This window comes from Bacteroides fragilis (genome assembly GCF_019583405.1).
GTDB classification, from domain to species: domain Bacteria; phylum Bacteroidota; class Bacteroidia; order Bacteroidales; family Bacteroidaceae; genus Bacteroides; species Bacteroides fragilis_B.
The window spans coordinates 484,112-507,504 of record NZ_SZUU01000004.1 but is presented as its reverse complement, the minus strand read 5'-3'; the positions used below and the strand labels follow the sequence as shown (position 1 = coordinate 507,504).

Annotated in this window: 15 protein-coding genes and 2 pseudogenes; 7 read left to right on the top strand and 10 right to left on the bottom strand. The window is 40.2% G+C overall.

Annotated elements, in window-relative coordinates:
• Positions 1–5: 5 nt before the first annotated feature.
• From FDF36_RS12220 to FDF36_RS12205, 4 genes and pseudogenes are all read right to left on the bottom strand, one after another.
• Entirely contained in the window at positions 6–992 is a 987-nt protein-coding gene (locus FDF36_RS12220) for a glycoside hydrolase family protein (protein WP_220391505.1), read from the bottom strand.
• 86 nt (positions 993–1,078) lie between these two features.
• On the bottom strand, positions 1,079–2,944 hold the full coding sequence (locus tag FDF36_RS12215; protein ID WP_220391504.1) for a RagB/SusD family nutrient uptake outer membrane protein: 1,866 nt from the start codon (positions 2,942–2,944) through the stop codon (positions 1,079–1,081).
• 20 nt (positions 2,945–2,964) lie between these two features.
• Positions 2,965–6,032, bottom strand: a pseudogene (locus FDF36_RS21470) (SusC/RagA family TonB-linked outer membrane protein).
• Between the two features lie 217 nt (positions 6,033–6,249).
• Positions 6,250–7,450: pseudogene (locus FDF36_RS12205) on the bottom strand (glycoside hydrolase family 76 protein).
• Positions 7,451–7,831: 381 nt separating this feature from the next.
• On the opposite strand from FDF36_RS12205, the gene FDF36_RS12200 reads away from it, so the two are divergent.
• From FDF36_RS12200 to FDF36_RS12180, 5 genes are all read left to right on the top strand, one after another.
• Positions 7,832–8,368 (top strand): GNAT family N-acetyltransferase, encoded by a 537-nt coding sequence (locus FDF36_RS12200; protein ID WP_220391503.1) that lies wholly within the window; start codon positions 7,832–7,834, stop codon positions 8,366–8,368.
• 285 nt (positions 8,369–8,653) lie between these two features.
• Positions 8,654–8,980, top strand: a complete 327-nt coding sequence (locus FDF36_RS12195) for a cupin domain-containing protein (protein WP_220391502.1) — start codon at positions 8,654–8,656, stop codon at positions 8,978–8,980.
• 261 nt (positions 8,981–9,241) lie between these two features.
• A complete protein-coding gene (locus FDF36_RS12190; RefSeq protein WP_220391501.1) occupies positions 9,242–10,099 on the top strand; it encodes an AraC family transcriptional regulator in 858 nt (285 codons plus the stop codon).
• A gap of 302 nt (positions 10,100–10,401) precedes the next feature.
• Entirely contained in the window at positions 10,402–12,297 is a 1,896-nt protein-coding gene (locus tag FDF36_RS12185; RefSeq protein ID WP_220391500.1) for a fimbrillin family protein, read from the top strand.
• Positions 12,298–12,469: 172 nt separating this feature from the next.
• Complete coding sequence (locus FDF36_RS12180) at positions 12,470–13,069, top strand: hypothetical protein (protein ID WP_220391499.1); 600 nt, start codon at positions 12,470–12,472, stop codon at positions 13,067–13,069.
• 236 nt (positions 13,070–13,305) lie between these two features.
• Here FDF36_RS12180 and ric read toward each other — a convergent pair whose 3' ends face one another.
• The 4 genes from ric to FDF36_RS12160 all read right to left on the bottom strand — a co-directional run bounded on the left by ric (position 13,306) and on the right by FDF36_RS12160 (position 15,989).
• Positions 13,306–14,034 carry an iron-sulfur cluster repair di-iron protein gene (ric, locus tag FDF36_RS12175; protein ID WP_220391498.1) on the bottom strand — a complete coding sequence of 243 codons (729 nt, stop codon included), beginning with the start codon at positions 14,032–14,034 and terminating at the stop codon, positions 13,306–13,308.
• A gap of 161 nt (positions 14,035–14,195) precedes the next feature.
• The gene (locus FDF36_RS12170; RefSeq protein WP_005775901.1) at positions 14,196–14,660 is read right to left on the bottom strand and encodes a MaoC family dehydratase; all 465 of its coding nucleotides are present in this window, start codon (positions 14,658–14,660) and stop codon (positions 14,196–14,198) included.
• A gap of 63 nt (positions 14,661–14,723) precedes the next feature.
• Positions 14,724–15,119, bottom strand: a complete 396-nt coding sequence (locus FDF36_RS12165; RefSeq protein ID WP_220391497.1) for a thiol-disulfide oxidoreductase DCC family protein — start codon at positions 15,117–15,119, stop codon at positions 14,724–14,726.
• 9 nt (positions 15,120–15,128) lie between these two features.
• The gene (locus FDF36_RS12160) at positions 15,129–15,989 is read right to left on the bottom strand and encodes a DUF6845 domain-containing protein (RefSeq protein WP_220391496.1); all 861 of its coding nucleotides are present in this window, start codon (positions 15,987–15,989) and stop codon (positions 15,129–15,131) included.
• 657 nt (positions 15,990–16,646) lie between these two features.
• On the opposite strand from FDF36_RS12160, the gene hdhA reads away from it, so the two are divergent.
• Complete coding sequence (gene hdhA / locus FDF36_RS12155; RefSeq protein WP_220391495.1) at positions 16,647–17,426, top strand: 7alpha-hydroxysteroid dehydrogenase; 780 nt, start codon at positions 16,647–16,649, stop codon at positions 17,424–17,426.
• Between the two features lie 454 nt (positions 17,427–17,880).
• The gene (gene pncB, locus FDF36_RS12150) at positions 17,881–19,047 is read left to right on the top strand and encodes a nicotinate phosphoribosyltransferase (protein WP_220391494.1); all 1,167 of its coding nucleotides are present in this window, start codon (positions 17,881–17,883) and stop codon (positions 19,045–19,047) included.
• Positions 19,048–19,070: 23 nt separating this feature from the next.
• Here the strand turns inward: pncB and FDF36_RS12145 are convergent, their stop codons facing one another.
• Together FDF36_RS12145 and FDF36_RS12140 are read right to left on the bottom strand one after the other, a co-directional pair.
• Entirely contained in the window at positions 19,071–20,282 is a 1,212-nt protein-coding gene (locus FDF36_RS12145) for a TlpA family protein disulfide reductase (protein ID WP_220391493.1), read from the bottom strand.
• A gap of 748 nt (positions 20,283–21,030) precedes the next feature.
• On the bottom strand, positions 21,031–23,295 hold the full coding sequence (locus tag FDF36_RS12140) for a monovalent cation:proton antiporter family protein (RefSeq protein ID WP_220391492.1): 2,265 nt from the start codon (positions 23,293–23,295) through the stop codon (positions 21,031–21,033).
• Positions 23,296–23,393 lie beyond the last annotated feature (98 nt).

Here is a 23,393-nt window from a genome sequence, read left to right as displayed (position 1 = left end):
ATAGTTTAGAAATTTAAGTCATGATTGTCATAAATAGCCAAACCAATCTGTTCCAAATGTTCATTCCGCCCATTGTACCAAAGCATCCAGCAGTCTTTCTCTTGAATGGCAAATGGCTTGTAAGTGGCACTGGCATCCCACCCACCTTCCGTAGGAGAAATGATCGGGTTTTCGGAATATCTTTCCCAATCATTGATTCCGTCTTTGGAACGTGCCATTCCTATCTGCGCAAAATTAATGTCATAGAAACCGATATAAAACATTAAATAATCACTTTCGCGTTCTATCACCTGACATGCGGTAACCTTATGCTGTTCCCAGCTTTGTGCAGGATCGGCTTTAAATATCGGATTTTTGTCCCATTTAGTCCAATGTAACCCGTCTTTACTCGTTGCATAACCGATAGCATCGGGTTCATATTGTTCTCCTCCGGAATACCACATTTTAAAAATATTCTCGTGTTTATCCCAAATTACATGAGGACACATGACCGCAACTTTCTCCCAAGGCTGTTCCGCTGACAAGACCGGTTCTTTGCTTTGCCGTTCAAAGTTATAGCCGTCTTTACTTATAGCATATCCAATCCATGACTTACCGTCATTCTGTCCCGTATACCACATGTGATACAGTCCGTCTTTGTAAACAACAACCGGACGATTCATGTCAGCCTCCCAACTACTGCCTTCAACAGGTGGCAAAACTATTTGCGGCGCACTCCAGTTTTTCCCATCTTTACTTGTGGACAATGCAATACTTTTTTGGGGGCGCCAAGAACTGTACATCTTATAAGAGTCACTATCTTTCAGTACACAAATATCGAATACCGTACCTAACTCGCCACCACCCAAAACAGGGTTATTTTCGTATTTTACCCATTTTCCTGTGGCCTCCTCTTTTTGCGTCGTTTTCTTTGGGGTTGTAGTACAACTACAAATTCCGATGATGACGGTGAAGCTAATCAATGTCTGAATTACATTTTTCTTCATGTTCATTCTCTGTTTTTTAACTTTGCTTTTCCCCCTCCCTACAGAAAGGGAAAAACAAAGGTATGGATATTACATTAAATTTTTAACTATTACTATTTTTCCCAGCCGGGATTCTGTTTCAGGTCAGGATTCAACACCAATTGTTCAGTAGGAATCGGCTGAAGATATGCTTTTGTTGGGTCGAAATGAAAATGTCCGTCCGGAATATGGCGTTGATAAGGTTCAAAATAACCTTCACCGTCCACCCAGTAGTTGTCCTGATTACGTTCGGGACTCCAACGCCCCACCTTTTCCATGAAATCTGCCTTATTGATTGCGGCGGGAATGTGGAAGTCGTTTTGGAAATACTTCACTAACCAATCCAGTTTTTCAAACTGAGCAGCGTTTGCCCCCTGTATTCTATCGTGATTCCATAAATGGTGGGCACGCCAACGCTTTAAGTCATCGTGGCGGTAACCTTCACATGCTAATTCTATACGGCGTTCACGTCGAATCTCCTGTAGCAGATTGGAAACCGGTACTCCCTCATAACCTCTTGCTGCCGTAAAGTCTCCCTTCGGATCGATATAGCCTACGGAAAGTGTGAGATGTGGCATACCTACCCTGTCACGCAGTTTATTGATGGTAATGTCTAAATCATTCTGTGTGATGTTACCCAGTTCGGCTCTTGCCTCTGCATAAATCAACAGTGCTTCAGCATAGCGAAAAATGATACTTCCTTTGATACTTCCCGAAATGGTCTCCTGCTCGTTGGCATCGGGATCAGCGCCTTTGGCCAGTTCATATCCAGTGGAACACTTTTCCACACCGGAAAGGGTAATATTCGGCTTTATGAACACAACCGTCGTATCTTTCCCGTTGATAGTTCTCGGACGTCCGGGAGTAAACATTGTTTGTGCCAAGCGTGGGTCACGGTTGGCAACCACGTTCAATAAATTAGTATCCCCTGCATAATTTTCGGCCAAGCTTATGGGCAATGCCTGTGTACCGTCTTCGCTGATGCAGAGATAAGAATCAACCAATGCTCTGGTCAATCCTACACCGGCACCATTACGTCCAGGATTACGGTTATCATTGTGCCAAAATCCCAGTGAACGATCAAATTTCTTCCATAGCATAATCTCCTTGCTGCTTGAATAGTCCCAACGGTTGAACAATGTGTGATAGCCGTCTTCCACGCCCATGTTGTCCAAGTCGAACAACTGGCTGTCAATGACCAGCTTCGCCATTCTGGCTGCTTCTTCCATATAAGCCTGTACATTACCCTCTCCGGCGAAAGGAGTACCGGCATGATACTTCTCCCAAGTGGCCTCAAACAGGGCGATTCGGGCCTTATATAACATAGCTGCCTCTTTTGAAACACGTCCGGTCTCCTGCTGACTGTATGTCGGCAATCTGTCTATGGTGTCATCCATGTCATTCAGAATCTTATCTGCCAACTCGTGTCGCTTCAGGCGAGGACCGTACAGTTCTCCTGATTCAAGATCTAATGTTTTATCAATCCAGGGAGCACCGCCAAACTTCCGCAGAAACTGTTCGTAGTAGAGCATAGCCCTGAAAAAGTAAGCTTCACCAATGTATTTGCGAGCTTTTTCCGGTTCAGGAGACTTGTCACAGTTATCCAACAAAAAGTTGACACTGCGTATTTTTCCCCATTCAGTAGTTCCCCAGCCTTCGCCACTGGAAGGAACCTGATGTAAACCTTCGATCAAGTCTTTGTTATCTTGATAATTGTCACTAAGCAGGTTATCCGAACCTCGGTCAATATGGTAAATATAGTTGTTAGGCGAGCCCCAAAATGAGGTATAAAACTGATTTACGTACAGTTTGCATTCATCTGCCGTATAGGTCAGATTGACATCTGCAATCTGATCCAGTGGGTCTCTTACCAACCAGTCTTCACAAGAAGAGATTGCCATGCCGGTAAATAGGCAAAGTGTATAGATTAACTTTTTCATATCTTTGTATTTTTAGAGTTTTAGAATGTAACGTTAACACCAAAGGAAATGGACTTGGAGATTGGATATGCACCGCCCCACGGAGCTTCGGGATCGAAGTTCTCGTTGATACCGGAGAAAGTCAGCAGGTTATCTCCACTGAAGTAAATGCGTACTTTTTCCAGTCCTATCTTACTAATAATAGCTCCCGGTAACGAATATCCCAACTGAATATTCTTCAGGCGGCAATAAGCACCGGTATCCATGTAACGGGTCTGTTTCTGCAAATTCTTACTGGTGCTCCACAAATAGAGTCTTGGTAACCATGGATCCGGATTACTTCCATCCTCACGCCAGCAGTCCAGTGTGTTTTTCCATACATTGGAACCCCATTGCCCGCCTCCGAGTCCAAAAGCGACGGGACCTTCCAGCCATAAGTCACGTTTCATGGTTCCCTGCAAGAACATTGAGAAGTCGATGCCGTTCCAGTCTGCATTGAAACCGAAACCGAAGTTATAACGGGGAGTATCATTACCAATAATAGAGAGGTCTCCATGGTCTTCCAGCGTCTGATTTCCGTCGTTAATGTTAGGATCATCATCCAGATTCACATACTTGATGTCACCTACAACCCAGTCACCACCAAACTTGTTCTGTACACCAGAATCGTTAATGGCTTTCGCTTCAGCAGGATCGGTCATTATATGATCGGTGGTATACCCCCATATAGTCCCCATCTTCTTACCTACGTAGTAGTCATATATCAACCCTTTGGGATTTGAATATTTCAAAACAGTTCCTTGGTAATCAGAGAGATTGAACGATACACTGTAGTTGAATGATTTAGATGCGAGCGAGAACTGGTCTCTCCATCCGAGTGTCAGTTCCCAACCCTCATTACGTATATCGGCATTGTTCGTATCAGGAGAATTTACACCCAACACGGCTGGCAAGGTGACACCCTTTGTAATAAGTCCGATAATATCTCTTCTGTACCAGTCGAACGACATAGTAAGCCGATTGTTCAGTGCGGCGATGTCAACGCCAAAGTCCAATGTACGATTCTTCTCCCATGTGTTATAGGCAATCATATTAGGAGCACCAAAAGCCCTGATTCGCTTGTCACCCATAATATAATCGGTCGTAGCGTTATAAGGTACAGTAGAGATATACTAGTAATTTTTTCCCCGCATATTGCCCAGTTCTCCCCAAGATCCTCTTAAACGTAATTCGGAAAGTATCGAAGTATAAGGTTCGAAGAAAGCTTCCTTAGCTATATTCCAACCGGCGGAAAAAGCAGGGAAAGTCCCCCACTGGTGTCCTTCGGCATAACGTGAAGAACCGTCTCTGCGCAAGTCGAACTCAAAGAGATAGCGGCTCTTGTAGTCATAGTTGAAACGACCGAAGAAACCGAGAGTAGCATAATGATCCAGAGAGTCCCAAGCCTCTATCTTTCCTGTACTGGTAGAGATGGATGGTTGGCCCGGTAATACCATCCCCATTTTATTGGCGTAAAGACCAAAGTTCTTTTTATATTCCGACTGCATACCGGCCTTATCTTGAAATTGTGTCCTTTGAACTCTTTTTCATACGTAGTATAAGCGTTCATTGATGTGAAGTCATCATTGTTAGATTCCTGCCATACACGCGTATCTTCAGATCCAAATCCACCTTCAAGGTAAGGCTCGTTGCTCACCGAGTAGGAATAAATGAGGCCTTTGGAGTAACTACGTTTGTTCATCCATTTGTTGTAGGTGAAGTCGGCATTGATAGTCCAACCTTTCAGGGGCTTGATGACTACGTTAGCAGTGCCCCAGAAGTTATCGGTGTATGAGGTCTGGGGATTGGCATCGGCAATGAATACCATACGTCCGGCCGGAGAGAAATGTCCATTAGGATCACGTACAGGAATAGTAGGCCACACTACTTGTGTCCAACCAATCATGTCGTTGACACTGCCCCCCGGATTCATGCCGTAAGCGGGAGATACACTCTTTTCGTGTGAATAACGCACATTTAAGCCCACGGTCAGCCACTTCGTCACGTCAGTCGTGATTTTGGCCAACGCATTGTAACGTTGATAATGATCATCGTAATATCTCAGTTTGCCTTCGTCTTTCAAATATCCCAGAGACATGACGTATGTAGTCTTGTCGCTACCACCCCGAATTGAGATGTTGTGTTGTTGGTTGAGCTGGTTATTTTTGAACATAGCTTTTTGCCAGTCTTCGTTGGCATTTGAACGTCCGTCTCCCCAATCAGCCCAACGGTCCGGATTATCCTCGTTGCGGCACGTTGTTGGGAATACTGGTCGGATCATAATAATATTGTTCAATACGTTCCATCGTCTCCAGATCAATAATACCACTACCGCCTCCATTGATGTCAGCTTCTCTAAAAAGTCTGGAAAACTCTAATGAACCGGCTGTTTTAGGCAGTACCGTTGGACTGTTGAACGAGAAATTATTGTTATAGTTGATGACAGTCTTTTCATTCTTCTTACCTGACTTAGTGGTAACCAGTATGACACCGTAGGCAGCCTGTGCACCGTAGATAGCACTTGCAGCAGATCTTTCAATACAGTCAACGTCTCTATGTCATTGGGATTCAAATCATCGAAATAACCCGTTACACCATCTATGATAACCAGTGGACTGTAGGCTGCACCCAGTCCGGCATAACCTCGGATATTGAACGATGCCTTCTTACCAGGACCACCGTCTCCATTGGAAATATTCAAGTTGGCTATCTTGCCCTGAAGCGCAGCAGCAGCATTTGTCACGGGACGGTCTTCAAGTTCCTTCGCCCCCACTGTGGCAATAGCGCCCGTGAGGTTGGCTTTCTTTTGTACACCATAGCCCACTACCACTACTTCATCCAGCAATTCCGCATTGTTTTCTAATGTAATATTTAAAAAGTTACCAGTTACTTTCACTTCCTTAGATAAATAACCGATAAAAGATACTGCAATAGTAGAACCTTTTACAGCATCAATGGCAAAACTGCCGTCTATACCAGTAATCACTCCAGTTATGGTCCCTTTTACAACCACATTGGCACCGATTATGGGTTCGCCAATATTGTCTATAACCTTACCTTTTACTTGTATGACCTACTCTATAGCAGCCATCGCTTCCATACTTCCAAGAAGTAGCAATACCATTAGAGGTATTAAAATGTGTTTTTTTATTTTCATAATACTAACTTTGATTAAAAAGACATTTATTTTTCAACATCTGACATTTCCTTGTTTATGTAAACAGGAGGAATAGAGTTAAGAAGAGTTTTCTTTTATCATACAAATTCTTTTTAATAAATGTTTATATTTATTTAATTATTGCCAACCGAGCATACATCTCCACCATAGCAGCTTGCGTTAACAGCCACTTACGGTCATCATGTGTTCTACCGCTGAAATCAGTATCGAAAAATCCCTTTTTATCACGTACATGTCTCCAAGCGTAATCCATGTTCTGATTGAAAGTGTTGATATACTTCTCATTATGGTCAATTAGATAAAGTTCAATAAATCCCCTCAGCATAATAGCGGTGAACCATACATCTCCTTTTTTGAGGAGTTTGAAAGCTTCTCCTTCTTCCGGTATAAAATTTATAAAAAAAATAGTTACAACATGCTTCTGCTATATTTTGAGCATCCTTCAAAAAACTTCTATAACCGGTAAATTGATATAACAAAGTGGCAGACTGCATCATTTGTCCACTATTGTAGGCATATTTAGATCTATCAATTTTCCCATCCAGAAAGATGTTATCAAAGTATAAATAATCCGTTGAATCTTGCAGCCTTTTTTTTGTCCATTCATATAGTCTCCGCCCTTTTATCAGATAAGAACTGTCTTGGGTAGCTTTGAACATTTTTAATGCAAAGACTGATGCCGGTGCGTTAGAACATGTATTTTTAGATATTTTTTTTTGTTCACACCAATAGATACCTCCACCTAATTTGTCATCAGCTCCACTCTCTACAAATTTCCAGATAAGCTGTGCTTTCTTTAGGTATTTTTCTTCTTTTGTATTTAGATAAGCATCTGTAAAGTCAATACCTAACCAGATATTATCATCATAGAAACGATCGGATTGAGGAGCTGTACTTATGTAGGAAGCATAACCCGTAGGATTTCTACTGGTATCTAAATATTCTTCAAGTCCAGGCAGCACTTTGTTGTCGAGCAATGTCTTATAGCTTTTATCTCCGGTTACTGACAATAGTGCATTTACAGCGGAAAACATCCCGGAATAAGGCCACAAGTAAGAATATTGATTGGGGATTTCCTTTTGTTCTTCAGAAGCCAAATACATAGCTGTGTAGTCGCTCACATTGGAAGGATAATTCTCTCGCAATAAACATGTTCCTGATACTGAATAATTTGCATATATGGAGTCAAGTGTTTGTATAGCCCGTTTCAAAGTTAAGCCACCATCTATAGTAGTTTGTTCTTGTGTATCGCATCCGGTCATTGTCAATGCACAAATGAAAATAATAAAAAATGTTTTTCTTGAATTCATCATTGTTTCTCTGTTAGATTATTATTGTGTATAGCTACTTTCTTTTAAAGAGGATATTTTTTAGTAGATATCCTCTTTTCCTTAGTTTATAAAACCTCTTTTACCTATTAATTTCTTTAATAACTATTGAAATCTGCCTGCAAAAGTATGAGATGTATTGAAAGATGTTTTATAAATCCATGACATAAAAGTATGCCTATATCTAATGACATAAATTTGGATAATTATGTCCCAAAATCATAAAAGAAAGAATGAAGAAATAGTAAAAAAAGGGGGTGAAGAGAGAGGATAATAACACAAACCGTGCAAGATTAGAAATAAAAAGACCATCTTTGCAGAAGAATCCAATTTTATTGTTCTCCAGATACAAATTATAATCTAATGGAAACCAAAATTTTAGAAACAAAACGCCTCCTTCTCCGCCCTTTCCGGGAAACGGACTTACAGGAACTCTTTGAATGCTGCCAGAACCCGAATTTGGGAAATAACGCTGGTTGGGAACCTCACAAAAGTATCGAAGACTCCAAAGAAATCCTGCATACGGTATTTATGGGAAATGAAGGAGTCTTTGCTGTGATTCTGAAAGAAAACAATTCCCTGGTGGGTTCTATCGGCATTATTCCTGATCCCAAACGGGAGAATCCCCGGACACGCATGTTAGGATACTGGCTGAAGGAGTGCCATTGGGGAAAAGGAATAGCTTCGGAAGCAACACACGTCGTATTGGATTATGGATTTAACGTACTGGGGCTGCATTTGATCTCGGCAAACTGCTATCCGCATAATACCCGCTCCCGACATTTGCTGGAACGGCACGGATTTGTATACGAAGGTATCCTTCACGAAGCGGAAACGACTTATGACGGACATGTATACGATCATTTATGCTTCTACCTGAAAAAGACAATGTTACGATGACACCCGCAAATAAAGGACGGACTGGATAGTCCGGTTGTACCTATATGTACGTAACGGGTAAATAAACGGATATAAAAAACTCGGGGAAAGACACCGGAGCATCTGTCCGATAGCTAAATAGCTTTATAAATCGGGAGCTATTCGTTGGGCGTAGCTATATGCAGAGTTTCATTCGGAAAATCAATGACTTAATAATGAATATGCGGCAAAGGTAAAAAAAACAGATAAACAATCTTTTTCTTCAAACGTTCTATCTTCGTATCTACTCAAAAAACAATATTGAATATGGAACAGTCTTTTAAAAAGGGAGCCGTACTCCATCTACCTTCATTAGTGGAATATTCCGAAGGAGGAATTATCAGTAAACAGTTGATCAAGAGTCCTGCGGGGAATATCACTCTATTCTCGTTCGACAAAGGAGAAGGACTTAGCGAGCATCGTGCCCCGTTCGATGCTTTGGTACAAATATTGGAAGGAAGTGCGAATATGATAGTAAACGGTCAGGAATTTACGGTAAAAACCGGAGAAAGTATCGTGTTTCCAGCCAACGCACCGCATGCACTGACAGCTATTGAAAGGTTTAAGATGTTGCTGACAATGATTAAAGAGTAGGATCCTCTGATAAAACATTCAGAATTGAGACAGAAGAATAATGTATCCGGAAGTTTATTCCTGATTTTTTAATCTCTTTGTAGAGATCAAATCTTACCTCAATGCGATGAATGTCAAAATAGAATAAAGCTAATGCTTTTTTACGAAGCAGAGGCGTAGAAGAAATTGATTGGTAGCATTTATATTTGTATTCAGCAACATCGGACAAGTGTTCTCTTTCTTTTCGTCCTATCTTTGCAACATTGAAATACCAATTGAATCATGGAAGGAAAAAAGACAACGCAAGAAGAATATCAGAAATGTGTAAATGCAGTAGTAGATTATATCAATCTCCACTTAGGTGAAGAAATTGATCTGAAATCATTGGCCAGGATTTCCCATTTCTCCCCTTTCTACTTTCACCGCATCATGAAAGCGTTTTTGGGTGAACCTATCGGTACCTTTATTGTCCGGACACGAACTGAAGCGGCAGCACGCTTATTACGTTATTCATCAACTTCTATATCCGATATTGCCTATCGGATCGGATATGCTTCTCCGTCGTCTTTCTCCAAAATATTCAAGCAGATGTATGGTATTTCACCAACAGAATATCGTAATAATAAAAACTTTGTAATTATGAAACCAGCCATTATCAAACCGGATCTGGAATTGAAAAAGGAAATCAGAGAACTCCCGCAACGAAATGCAATTTATATCCGCCTCTTCGGTGATTATAAACTAAATGACTATTCAGGTACATGGATGCGTCTGATTCAGTTTGTGAAAGAACAAAATCTTCCGATGGGAGATCCTTCCCCTCTTTGTATTTACCATGATGACCCTAAAGTGACCCCAACTGATAAGCTTCGTACCGATGTATGTATGTTGTTACCAATAAGTGCAACTCCCAAAGGAAATGTCGGATTCAAACAATTACCTGCCGGACGCTATGCAACCTTCCTATACAAGGGTTCATACGATCAGTTACAAGCTGTATATGATACAATTTACGGCAAATATTTACCCGAAATGGAGTGTACCCTGAGAGATGAACCCAGTGCCGAAAGATACCTTAATGATCCTTCATCTACCCCTCCCGAAGAGTTATTAACCGAAATCTACATTCCAATCAAGTAAATCTTTGAAAAAATATAGGCTGGCAAGGTATTCTCGCATCTTGCCAGCTTATAGGTATCACTACAATAAGCATGTTCAATACAAATAATACATACCAATCTGAACTCCCCCAACTATAATGTCTTTTATACTTTCATTTTTTTCTCATATAATAATGTAACAATCTTACCTAATTAAACAATTATTATATAAATACAAAATATTATCATAATTCATAGTGATAATTATATTAATAATATTAGTTTTGCTGCTACATAAACCAAAACGAACCCCAATTAAATAAATAAACCAAAAACTAAATCATGAAAAACAAATCAATTACATCTATTATGATGAAATTCATAATCATTCCTCTTTTGTTTACTACTTCCTGCGTAAATGAAATTTCAGAAGATCCTGTGGATATTCCTGGAGAGATCCCCATCCGTCTTTCTACACAAATTTTATGCAACCACACGCGCGCTATTAATAATGAATTTCAAGAAAAAGATGCCATTGGTCTGTATGTATTGACACAATCATCAGCCATTAACCAGAAACGATACATTGATAATATGCGTTTCACATGTTCCCAAGCAACCGGTTTCCAACCAGAGGAAACTATCTATTATCCCAAAGGAGACGGTAAATGTGATTTTATAAGCTATTACCCTTTTCAAGAAACAGGTATTAATCAAGACCAAAGTATAATGCAAGTCCAAATACATGCCGACCAAAGTTCTATAAGCAACCACTCACTCTCGGACTTTATGATCGCAACAAATAGCGACATCACCCCCAGCCAAAACATGGTATCCATGGAGTATAAGCACAAACTCTGCAAACTGAGAATCACCATAAAACCAGCTCCGGGAGAAGATATAGATGAACTTTTAAACGACAATCCAACCCTATCATTAAATGGATTCCATTCGGACGCATCATATGATTTTATTACCAATCAATTCGAGCCATCGGGACAAACAGTTAGTGTCACACCTCATGGTAAATGGGAAATAGAGAATAATGCTCTGACAGGAAAAGAAGTTATACTAATACCTGAAAAAATAGAGGCTGACAACCATTATATAAATATAGACATAGACGGCAAAAGCTATAGTTGTCCTTTTCCTGACAATTTTCAATTAGCCAGTGAAAAAAATTGTTCCATAGCCATTATTTATAAATCGTCCGAGGGTATCCAAATTAACAATTTCGATCATAGTATCAAAGACTGGACAGAAGGAGATTCAGGTGAAACCTCTGCTCAGGAAACATCAGGCGTAATTCACCTGTCGGTTCTAAAATTTAGCAAAAGTAATGTTTATAAAGCAATTAGTGAAGGAACCCAGGTAGCCGAAATCTGTAAAGAGTATCTATTGGCAGATAATATAGACTCACAAGCCATTGTTGCCTATCCTGTTCTGAATGGAGAAACAGATTTAAACAACGGAATAGTAATTTGTTTACTTGACGAAACAGCAGCCGTTCATGGAGGCAAAGTTTCTTGGAACAAAGATAATAATGTATTAGCCTACACGCCCGGAAATCAAAGCATTATCAATGATTTCTATATAGCCAAAGATAATTCAATATCAATATCCAAACCGGAAAATCCGCTATCTGTACGATTGCAAGAAGATGTCTTGACTGATACCCGAAGTACAGAAACTAAAAGCTACACAATCGTAAAGATAGGTACACAATATTGGATGGGACGTAGTTTGGAAGCGACACGCTATACAGACGGTAAAGCAATAACCTTAAAAAAGGATTTTGCAACAACAGAAGCCGGGTATTATACCGGTAAATACACTGATGCCACCCAAAGTTTTTATTTCTATAATAATACCGCTGTTATTTCAGGTAAATTATCGCCCCAAGGATGGAACATTCCTACCGAAACCGATTGGGAACTATTAAAGCAATATATAAAGAATGATGCTTCTAAACTGAAATCCGGGCCATGGGTTAGTGACAATAGTGGTAAAAAATTTCCCATACTTAACACTACGGGATTCAATGGAATGCCGGAAGGATACGCATATAAAGATGATGATGGATTTTATGCAATGGGAACCAGAGCTGTTGTATATTGGTCTACCAATTCATCTGGAAATCAAACAAATAAAGCAATCTATTTACTGCATACTACTAATGAAATAAAAGAAGGTAACATAGTAGACAGAGCTCTGTCCGTCAGGTGTATTCGCAAATAATAAATACCATACAGAATCTAAAGTTTAGGTCAGTAACGGTGATAGCGATCTACCTAAACTTTAGATTCTGTATTTTATCGTTAAATTATTCTCTTCATCGAATAGGGAATCTTCGTATTGTTTCTGTCTTTATAATCAAGAAATCAACTATAAAACCAAAAACAGAAAACATATGCAGAAAGTACTATTTATCACCACAATCCTACTTACATTATTCGCCCTCTCTATCCGTGCTGAGCACAATCCTCGAAAAAGACCAGACGCATCTGCCCAATTCCAAACCGTCTCTGGTCACAGCATCAGTTTAAATGGCATCGGACTGGCCTATAGTTATGAATATGCTTTTGCTCCCAAAGGTACTGTTATTTTTAGCGCAGGAGCTTCTTATGCTTTTGGAAGAGTATTGCAGCTCAAAATGGAATCACTTCGAGAATTTCATATTGATACCAAAGACTATCATTTAGTGACCGGAGATTTAGCCATAGAACCACGTTTTTATTATAACCTGAAGAAAAGGCATCGCAATGGCAAACGTACTTGGGGCAATTCCGGCGGGTATTTATCTGCCAATTTTGGATATTCTTTTCCAATAGCTATTACCAACGGAGTGAAAGTAGCCCATATATATGTTATCACCCCTTATTGGGGATTCCGTCGCGTATGGAAGCATTTTCTATTCGATCTATCAGGTGGAGTCGGCTATATCGGATCTTCAAATGGAACTTCTGCCATTTATCCGGCTTTAAGAATCGGCTTAGGATACAGATTCTGACCCTCCTATTTTAATTGCAGAATAAGTAACCAAAGTGCCTTATACAAAAAATGGCTACTCATCCCGAGCAACCAATCTTTTGTTAACCTTAAATCTAATACTTATGAAAAAAACACAATACAAATATACCGAATTTCAATCAATTAGCAAATATCAGATCAAAAATATTCCGTATTATAACACCGTTTAATATTCACTCCTATTTTGTTAATACTTTGTGCCAAAAGCGTTAACAATTAACACATTCGTTCACAATTCTCTTGTAACTCTATAGCCTTGGGGAAAACAATATTGTTCTCCAAATGAATGTGATGGTGCAGATTATCTTCAAACGTCTTCAACATCTCAAGTAGCAGCCTATAACTACCACAAGCATCACCGGGGACTAAATATCCATGAGTTAACCCGGAAATCCTGCGAAAACGTTCTCCTTCGGCATCATGTTCACTCATCATTACCGAAATAGGACTACTTACACTACCACAATGGAAAGCCGGAATAGGATGATGTTGAGCCACCGCATCAAATAAATCATATATATAAGGAAACAAAACCATCTCCTCCTTGGTAAGATGATTGTTCAGATCTATCCAAGATTCCTGAAACAGTTCACGTACTTCATTAAGTTCCGGGTGCCTTCCGGCATGTGCATCACAAACCCGATCAAGCAACTGGAGAATTTGCGGTCCCTGATAACGGATATTGCGATGATGAAACTTCAATATGTAGTCTACTAATAAATCTATAGGCCAACTTTTAAAATCAAGAGTTAAAGACTGTTCCGATTCTATTTGCTTCAATTCTTCAAGCAAACAATCTGTATCTATCCCCGTCTTCCCGCAAGCATCAGTCAAGGAGACATCCCCATTACAACAGAAATCAATGCCATACTTATTGAATACCTTTGCGTGGTCAAAACGATCGGCTACAATCTGGCCGACTGTCATAAGTTTATAATCTTTCATATTTTCCTCTTTTATTATTCAGAGGACAAAGGTCGGGAACAGAAAACAAATAATTTGTAACCAATGTTACAGGAAAGATTTTTTTGTCTTTCGAAGCAATATGAAGTATAAAACAATGGCATACACAGTCTTCTATAACTTGTGTATGCCATATTCTTTTCTTAATTAAAATAATACAGAAAGATAGCGATACCTTCGAGTGCTTTCTTAGGCTGATCTTTAATCTCAATCGCAAATTTAATTTCAGCTTTAGCCACACCACGCAAGTTAGTAAGAGAATGCAGACTTGCTTTCAGTCTCACACTTTGACCTGACAGTACCGCTTGCCCAAACTTCATCTTGTCCATACCATAATTAATCATCATCTTCAAATTATTTACTTCAATAATCTGGTTCCACAAATGAGGAAGTAATGACAATGTCAGATATCCGTGAACGATGGTGCTATGATAAGGGCTCTCCACCTTAGCACGCTCCGTATCCACATGAATCCACTGATGATCTAATGTTGCATCAGCAAAAAGGTTGATACGTTCCTGAGAAACTTCCAGATAGTCAGAGACTCCAATCTGCTGTCCCACTAATTTCTCAAAATCTTCATAAGAATTAATAATTACTTTATCCATATTTCTTCATTTAAAAATGTACATTTTTGCTACAAAGATATATTTTTTTTAGATAAGTTAAAATTAATCCGGTCTTTTAGATTCTTCATCTGAAAAACTTGCCGGCTTTGCACATGAATCCACTTTCCCAAATATCCGATACCGGTATTTGGAAACCAATAGATACAATGCATCCCTTACTTTTACCGGAATCAGGATCAATGGATAAAAACACTGCCAGAATCCTCCCAGATCTTTTAATATATAAAGTATAGCCGTAGATTTGGAATAACGATCACCTTTCCGGAAATAATAGAGAGTCTTATTGCTACTTTCAACAGCATGCCGGCCCAACAAAATTTTACCCGCTTCAGATTGCATTGAAACAAAACGGAACAGCTTTCTTTTATCCCTCTTTACAATAAAAGCAACTGTCCCGTTACAGAGATTACATATACCATCGAAAAGTATAATATTCATTCTATATTTCTAAATAATGGAAGTCTCGTATGCACTGGTCAACATATCATAATCGGCATCACTGTATTCTCCTTTTTCCCGAGCCTTCTGCACCTGTTTGATAAATGTTTCTACCTGTGAAAGGAAAGTCTGATAAGACTTCATCTCACTTTCATGACCATTCACGGCAGGAAGTTTTTTGGCAGCATCGAGTTGCCTGGTAAGTTCAGCTACTTTCAGGTCGATGCGGGGTCCATCCATCCTATGCTTACGTGCATACAGGTTCAAAATGCTCTGCATCGTAGCAGACATCTTCCGTACAGACATAATCTGTTCTTTCAGCGGGCTGTCCGCCAGAAGCACCTGTTCAGCCTGTTCGGTAAACGGACTCAGAATATCAAAAACATTCTGCTTGTATTCAGACATCTGTGTGCTCAACTGATAATTCGCATCCAACAGTTGCTTTGCTTTGGTTACATCTTTCTTTTTCAAGTAAGAAAGATAGGTATCGAAATTAGCGTAAAACTCTGCTCTCGCCTTAAACAATCCGGTATAGTTCTGCACCAGATTCTGGCGGGTTTCTTCATTGAAGCAATCTCCGGGATTCATCACCGTTACCGAATCTTTTGCAACAACTATCGGAGGAGCGATGGCAGTAAGAGCCGGTACTTTTCCTTTTTGTTCCATATAATCTAAAACGGCATTTACATCTTTTTCCTTCACCATATCTTTCAATACTCCGAGAGAAGTATTATAATACTTGATTACTTCTGTCGCATTTTCGATATCTGCCGTACTGGCAATAGGAGCTTTGCTCTTGCTTCCACCCGAACAAGAGGCCAACAGAAAAGCACTCACAAGTGCTCCAAAAAACAATAGATTCTTTTTCATAATGTTTCCTTTAATAATTAGTAAATAGAACAAGCCTATAGATAGCTGATATTGCACTAATAACAATATAAAAGCCGTTTTGCTCTTAAAATCATCTATAAATTACCAAGGGAACAGAGAAACTTAAGAAATAAATATCATCGAAAGAAAAACCACATTACTGCATAAAACAAAAAATGGCTACTCATCCCGAGCAACCAATCTTTTGTTAACCTTAAATCTAATACTTATGAAAAAACACAATACAAATATACCGATTTCCAACTAATTAGCAAATTTACGAGTAATATCTACCTCTATTATAACATGGTTTAATGTTATCGGCATCTTATTAACATTTCACACTTACATCGTTAACTATTAACAAGTTTCATTATTCATTTTCAGACATTGCCGTCCACTAAAAAAGCAGACGGTAAGAATTAAATAAGCTCGGTTCACCAGAACCGCATTATCCTTTGTCATTATTAAAATCGGTTGTGTTAAAGAGATAGCTAAGTATGGTTTTCTTCTTCAACATTTAACAGACTTATAAAGATTTAGTAAAAACATATAGATGCTAAAGTCAGGCAAATGGTGCTAAAGAGGGTTTATTCGGATAACAAATTCTCCAACAAACTGTTTTTGAGGATAATAATCCTCAAAAATAATCCTATTATGAACAGATTTGAAAATAAAACAGTTGTTATCACAGGTGCTGCCGGTGGAATTGGCGAAGCAACCACACGCCGCATTGTATCCGAAGGAGGGAAAGCTGTTATAGCCGACCATTCAAAAGAAAGAGCAGAACGACTTGCAGCCGAACTTAATGCTTTAGGAGCAGATGTACGCCCGATCTATTTTTCTGCAACAGAATTGCAGAGTTGCAAAGAGTTGATCGCCTTTGCCATGAAAGAATACGGACAGGTAGATGTATTGGTTAACAACGTAGGAGGCACAAATCCTAAACGGGATACTGACATTGAGACACTTGATATGGATTACTTCGACGAAGCCTTCCACCTTAATTTATCTTGTACCATGTACCTGTCCCAACTGGTTATCCCCATAATGAGCACACATGGCGGTGGCAATATTGTAAACGTAGCCTCAGTCAGTGGAATTACAGCTGACGCAAACGGTACTCTTTATGGAGCAAGTAAAGCAGGGGTTATCAATCTGACCAAATACATTGCAACACAAACAGGAAAGAAAAACATACGATGCAATGCTGTAGCCCCGGGACTGGTTCTCACACCTGCAGCATTAAACAACCTGAATGAAGATATACGGAATGTATTTCTCGGACAATGTGCGACACCATATTTGGGAGAGCCGCAAGACATCGCAGCAACAATTGCTTTTCTGGCTTCCGAAGACGCACGATACATTACCGGACAAACAATAATAGTAGACGGCGGACTGACCATACACAATCCAACGGTAAACCTAACATAAAAGATTCTCCTTTTTACCACACACATATTATAGGGACTGTGTCAAAACTCACCACAGAGTACACAGAGTAACACAGAGACGATTTTAGGTTGTTGATTATCAATAAAAAGACTCTGTGATACTCTGTGTTACTCCGTGGTGAAAGAAGTTTCGACACCCCCTCAAAAGATGATAACGATTGGAATTTGCATACTGGCAATATTACTCAACGGATGCAATAAAGATATATTATAGAAATGCAACGAGAACCGCTAAACAAAAAAAACTGAAATAACGGGCGTTTTACTCCGTATAGAATATAGCAGGCTAATGTCCTACTCGCCAAGAAAAAAATTCATAAAGTGCTGATACCCTAAAAACTTCCTTTTATAAAACCTAAACCTTTGGACAATTGTTAGTATCTTCGCCCTACAATTTAAATCTGAAATATCGTTTTACCAATTAAAAGAATCCAATGATTATTCGTACCATACTCGATACAGACCTTTATAAATTCACCACCTCGTATGCTTATATCAAACTATTCCCGTATGCAATGGGCACTTTCAGCTTCAAAGATAGGGATGGAACCAAATACAGTGATGAGTTTGTAGAAAGACTGAAGACAGAAATCAGTCATTTATCTCGCGTAGCACTGACCGGCAAAGAACTGGAATACATGGTGAAGAACTGCCGTTTTCTCCCCAGAGTCTATTGGGAATGGCTTTCCTCTTTCCGTTTCCAACCGGAAAAAATAGAAGTCCGTTTGGACGAGGATCGACACCTAAACATTGAAATCAGTGATTACCTTTATAAAGCAACGCTTTATGAAGTACCTTTACTTGCCATCGTTTCCGAAATAAAGAATCAATCGTCCGGCAATATCGCCAGCATGGAAGACATCTTGTACAAACTGTCCGAAAAGACAGAGCTATCCAACGAGCATCAGCTGCTTTTCTCTGAATTCGGAACCCGAAGGCGCTTCTCATTCGACGTGCAGGATCAAGTCATCGGACACTTGAAACAAACAGCACGCTATTGCATCGGTACTTCCAACTGCCATTTCGCCATGAAATATGGCATGAAGCCCATGGGCACGCATCCCCATGAGTGGTTCATGTTTCATGGAGCACAATTCGGTTATAAACATGCCAATTACATGGCCCTTGAAAATTGGGTGAATGTATACGACGGAGACCTTGGCATCGCCTTGTCCGACACTTATACATCTGCCATCTTTCTAAGTAACCTAAGCCGTAAACAGGCTAAGTTGTTTGATGGCGTGAGGTGTGATTCCGGTGATGAATTCCGGTTCATCAATCAGCTGACCGCACGTTATAAAGAGTTAGGCATCGATCCGACTACCAAGACAATCGTGTTCAGCAACGCACTTGACTTTGACAAAGCACTGGATATCCAGAAGTATTGCCGGGGAAAGATCCGTTGCTCTTTCGGCATCGGTACAAACCTGACCAATGATACGGGATTCAAGCCATCGAACATCGTCATGAAGTTATCGCAATGCAAGATGAACCTGAATCAGGAATGGCGCGAATGCGTGAAACTATCAGATGACATAGGAAAACATATCGGCAGCCCGGAAGAAGTGCGTGCCTGTTTATACGATTTGCGGTTGAAGTAACCCTCAACCGCAAATACATTTTATCATAACAATGCTTTGATAGCATCTATAATCTCTTTATCGGTCCGCTCCATTCCATATCCTTGGATGACCTTTCTGATCACCCGATCCTGATCTAATATAAAGAAGAAAGGTGCCGCACCATAAGTCCGGTATGACTTGACAATGCCTTCATCGCCACATAAGAATCTATAGTTTATTTGATTCTTATCCGCATAGGTTCGCAGCGAATGCGGTTTACGTCCCCAGGTTTCTATAGAAACCACTTCAAATTCACCGGCGTCGAACTTCCCTTTCAATCCGTTCAGAAAAGGAATGGATGCATGGCAAGCACCGCAGCCGATACCGGTGAGGTTCACCAACAGCACTTTACTTTTAAACTCGGATAACGCCACCGGCTTCTCGTACATGTCTTTCAACATCCAGTCAGGAGCTTTCTGTCCGACAAGATCTGTCGCCATAAGTTGAGTGGTCTTTTTTTTCTCACCAGACTTGCGGATCTCATAGTCTTGAGGCAAATAATCATATAAGTTAAAATCGGCTATCGACAATTGATTCAACACTACATCCGAACAAGTAGTAGCAGCAATCTGATGCGACATTTCCCTGCGTACTTTATAAGGCAAACCGTTCGTCTTACTAATCCACAATTCGTAAATCGAGGTCGGGTCTCCAAAGTCAAAAGGAGGCTTCGGTATGTAGTACGCTTTTCCAAAAAATTCAACCTGTCTGTCTTCATGTATCACCAACTTGAAGTAATACGCTTCTCCTAAATCCTTCCATTCGGTTGTGATGCTATCCCCCGTACTCAAAGCATATCCGATGATATTCCGGCTGTAACAGAAAAACGGAGGACCCACCAACCTGAAAGGAAGTTTTCTGGTCGTGAAATCATCTATCATAATCCCTTTATGCTCATGAAAACTTATCATTTTCACTTTTCCATCATAACCAAATTCAAATCGCGTCGTATCTTTGGCGTTAAGAGCCACATAACTTGCACCGATAGTCGAATCAGAAGGATTAGTGTATTCTTTAATAAACCGAAAAGAATTAGTTATAGCAATCGTATCACCGGGTTGCCAGGACTGAGATTGTTCATGGTAAGAAGCTGATTCTATCTTATCAAGATTACTTAGAACTTTTTTCAAATAGGTTCTCATATCCACATCATTCTTACCACAGACATTCATGACTAATAAGAATGAAATAACAGATAACAAAATGGACTTCATAGTATTTTATATTTTAGATATACGCAAATATAGCCAATGAAAACAGAAATCAACAAACGGTATCTCAACTTTTACATTTAATAATAATATTATAATATCTACTAACTTTTCATAGAAAAGAAAGACTTCAATCATCCAAACACAAATAGACGCAGATCTTTCTATTTTAAGATCAGAAAGAAATTATTTATCTCTTTTTAATAACACACCCTCTATTCAAAACTTATATAATAGAAGGATACAACGCATAGATATGACATTTACATACAGAAATTTGTATCATATTGAGTAAATATACTATTTTACGTACCAAAAGACTTAACTCTTTCCGAAAAAGAAGTTAATGTTTTCCCGGTAAGAAGTTAGTCTTTTCTTCAGAAGAAGTTAGTCTTTTGTCCGGAAGAAATTAATAAAGCAAAAGAAGAGGTAAAATGCATGCTTTCTGAAGTTATCAGAGACCTCAGAGGGAGCATTTAGTAACTATCATTTTAGAGAACAGAGTTGAGTTACATCAACAGAATGTTCTTATACCGAAAGATTATCAATCCATAATATCAGATAAAAAGCCAAGATCACATCATTTTAATTTTGACTGATGGTAAAATAACAGCTTTTTCGGGAGCAATCGCAAAGAAGCCCGGAAAGAAACGAATACAGCCCGTATTAAAAATACAAAATGACAGTTCGCTGTGTATCTGTCAAAATGAAAATTTTTATCTAAGCTGTTTTTGTTTCCTCCCGTCTTTATTTACACATGCTTTTTCCGCATCAGGAGCTGTCTGATCTTCTCCCTGTCACCCACTATCCATACCAGGTCCCCCAAACGGAAAACCGTACTTTGATTCATGGAAATCAACACGTCCTCCCGTTCAATGGCAACGATAAGACTATCATACTGTTCCACCAACCGGGACTGGGCAATACTTTTATTCAGGAGCGGAGATTCTTCATCTACCGTGAAAGAGTGAAGCGTCACCTCTTGCCGCACATGCTTTTCGTCCGGAAAATCCTGCCGGATATCGAGTTCCGAACGAAATTTCTGTAACTGGCCGTCTGTACCGACCACGATCAACTTATCCTGCGGATAAATGCACTCGTCGCTTTGCGGAATGTATATCCTCCGTTCTCCCCTGACAATCCCCACTACATTGACACCAAACTCACGCCTGAAAGGAAGTTCCCCTAACGACCTCCCTATATAAGATGAATAAGGAGATACCCAAACGGAGGTCAACTCGATATCTTTATCACTAAACTCATTGTTGAAACGACTCTTCAGCGGATAGCGATTCCGGGCTGCCTCCTCCCTTCCGTTCAGATTGGTCAGGAAGTGGTTCTCCAAATGCGAATATTGAGTGAGGTTCTCCCTGAGAAGAAGTATCAGTCCCAACACGGCAACAGCTATGACAATACCTATCCCGTAATTGAGACTAAAATAACTGATGACGACTCCCGCTATGAAAAAAACGGCTACCGAGACACGGAACAGAATCAACGCTACCAGCCTCCCGTGATTGTAATTGTCGTCATTCCACAACTTCAGAAATACGTCCGGAGAATTATACTTATCTGAAACAAGAGCCCACAAAAAAGGAGTCATCAGCAAAAGGGTGAGCAGGCACATCACTACACTCAGCCACCGTCCCGGAGAATCAAACATTCCGTTTATCGTCGGGTATACGGTCTGAACGGACAACAGCCAAATAGCAGTAAGGAGGACACTGTAAATAATCACTCTCCCGACAATCGTTTTCAGTAACCGTTTCCAGTCACTGTCATGATTGACAGTCTTCTTGCCGGAAGCATAGCGGTCCAGAAATTCACGGGTCTGAGGGGGAAGTACTTTATAAAGCCATTCGGAAAACGGATTTGCCAACCGGATAAAATAGGGAGTGGTAAAGGTAGTGATAACGGATACCGCAACGATAATCGGAGGAACAAACGGGTCCAGCACCTTGAGTGAGGCTCCCAATCCTGCGATAATAAAAGCAAATTCTCCTATCTGGGCCAGACTAAACCCGGACTTGACGGAGACCTTCAGAGGTTCGCCGGATAACAAGACTCCCAATGAAGAGAAAATCGATTTACCCACAAGAGTCACCAATGTAATGATAACCACCGGCCAGGCATACTGAAGCAGAACAGACGGATTGACCAGCATACCGACAGATACAAAGAAAATAGCTCCGAAAAGATCTTTCACCGGCTGTATGATGTGTTCTATATGTTCGGCCTCAACCGTCTCAGCAAGAATAGATCCCATAATGAAAGCACCCAGCGCAGCCGAAAAACCGGTACGGGTAGCCAGCACGACCATTGCCAGGCAAAGCCCGAGAGAGACAATCAACAGAGTTTCATTATTCATCAACCGCTTTGCTTTTTTCAAGAAGAACGGAAGGATGAATATACCGACCAGAAACCACAAAATCAGGAAAAAAGCAACTTTCAGGACACTCATCAAGAGTTCTTCACCCACAAACTCTTTGCTCACTGCCATAGTAGAAAGGATGACCATCATCAGGATAGCGATCAGGTCTTCGACCACCAAGGTTCCGAATACAATGCCTGTAAACCGTTGGCTGCGTAAACCAAGATCATCAAAAGCCTTAATAATAATCGTGGTAGACGACATGGACAGCATCCCACCCAGAAACACAGAGTTCATCGTACTCCACCCCAACAGATGTCCTACCATAAAACCGATCAGTAACATACTGATCACTTCGGTTGTTGCCGTAATAAACGCTGCCGATCCGACATTCATCAATTTTTTAAAGCTAAATTCGAGTCCGAGAGCAAAAAGCAAAAAGACAACTCCTATCTCAGCCCAGGTATTGATGTTCTCCATATCGCCAACAGTCGGGAAGATACGGACATAAGGCCCGGCCAGCAATCCGGCAACGATATATCCCAGAACCAGAGGCTGCTTCAGCCATTTAAATAAAAGAGTAATGATACTTGCGGACATCAGTATTAGGGCAAGGTCAGCAATCAAGGTAGGCAAATGTGACATAGTATGTATATTTCGTTAGTACTTCATTCCGTTTTATGCTCGTTTATTGTACTCAAAGAACAATTGGCAGTCCGTTTGTGTTCCGTCTATATGACATT

Coding starts and splice junctions, on each gene's coding strand:
- FDF36_RS12220 (WP_220391505.1), bottom strand. CDS start 992: ATGAACATGAAGAAAAATGTAATTCAGACATTGATTAGCTTCACCGTC.
- FDF36_RS12215 (WP_220391504.1), bottom strand. CDS start 2,944: ATGAAAAAGTTAATCTATACACTTTGCCTATTTACCGGCATGGCAATC.
- FDF36_RS12200 (WP_220391503.1), top strand. CDS start 7,832: ATGGAAACCAAAATTTTAGAAACAAAACGCCTCCTTCTCCGCCCTTTC.
- FDF36_RS12195 (WP_220391502.1), top strand. CDS start 8,654: ATGGAACAGTCTTTTAAAAAGGGAGCCGTACTCCATCTACCTTCATTA.
- FDF36_RS12190 (WP_220391501.1), top strand. CDS start 9,242: ATGGAAGGAAAAAAGACAACGCAAGAAGAATATCAGAAATGTGTAAAT.
- FDF36_RS12185 (WP_220391500.1), top strand. CDS start 10,402: ATGAAAAACAAATCAATTACATCTATTATGATGAAATTCATAATCATT.
- FDF36_RS12180 (WP_220391499.1), top strand. CDS start 12,470: ATGCAGAAAGTACTATTTATCACCACAATCCTACTTACATTATTCGCC.
- ric (WP_220391498.1), bottom strand. CDS start 14,034: ATGAAAGATTATAAACTTATGACAGTCGGCCAGATTGTAGCCGATCGT.
- FDF36_RS12170 (WP_005775901.1), bottom strand. CDS start 14,660: ATGGATAAAGTAATTATTAATTCTTATGAAGATTTTGAGAAATTAGTG.
- FDF36_RS12165 (WP_220391497.1), bottom strand. CDS start 15,119: ATGAATATTATACTTTTCGATGGTATATGTAATCTCTGTAACGGGACA.
- FDF36_RS12160 (WP_220391496.1), bottom strand. CDS start 15,989: ATGAAAAAGAATCTATTGTTTTTTGGAGCACTTGTGAGTGCTTTTCTG.
- hdhA (WP_220391495.1), top strand. CDS start 16,647: ATGAACAGATTTGAAAATAAAACAGTTGTTATCACAGGTGCTGCCGGT.
- pncB (WP_220391494.1), top strand. CDS start 17,881: ATGATTATTCGTACCATACTCGATACAGACCTTTATAAATTCACCACC.
- FDF36_RS12145 (WP_220391493.1), bottom strand. CDS start 20,282: ATGAAGTCCATTTTGTTATCTGTTATTTCATTCTTATTAGTCATGAAT.
- FDF36_RS12140 (WP_220391492.1), bottom strand. CDS start 23,295: ATGTCACATTTGCCTACCTTGATTGCTGACCTTGCCCTAATACTGATG.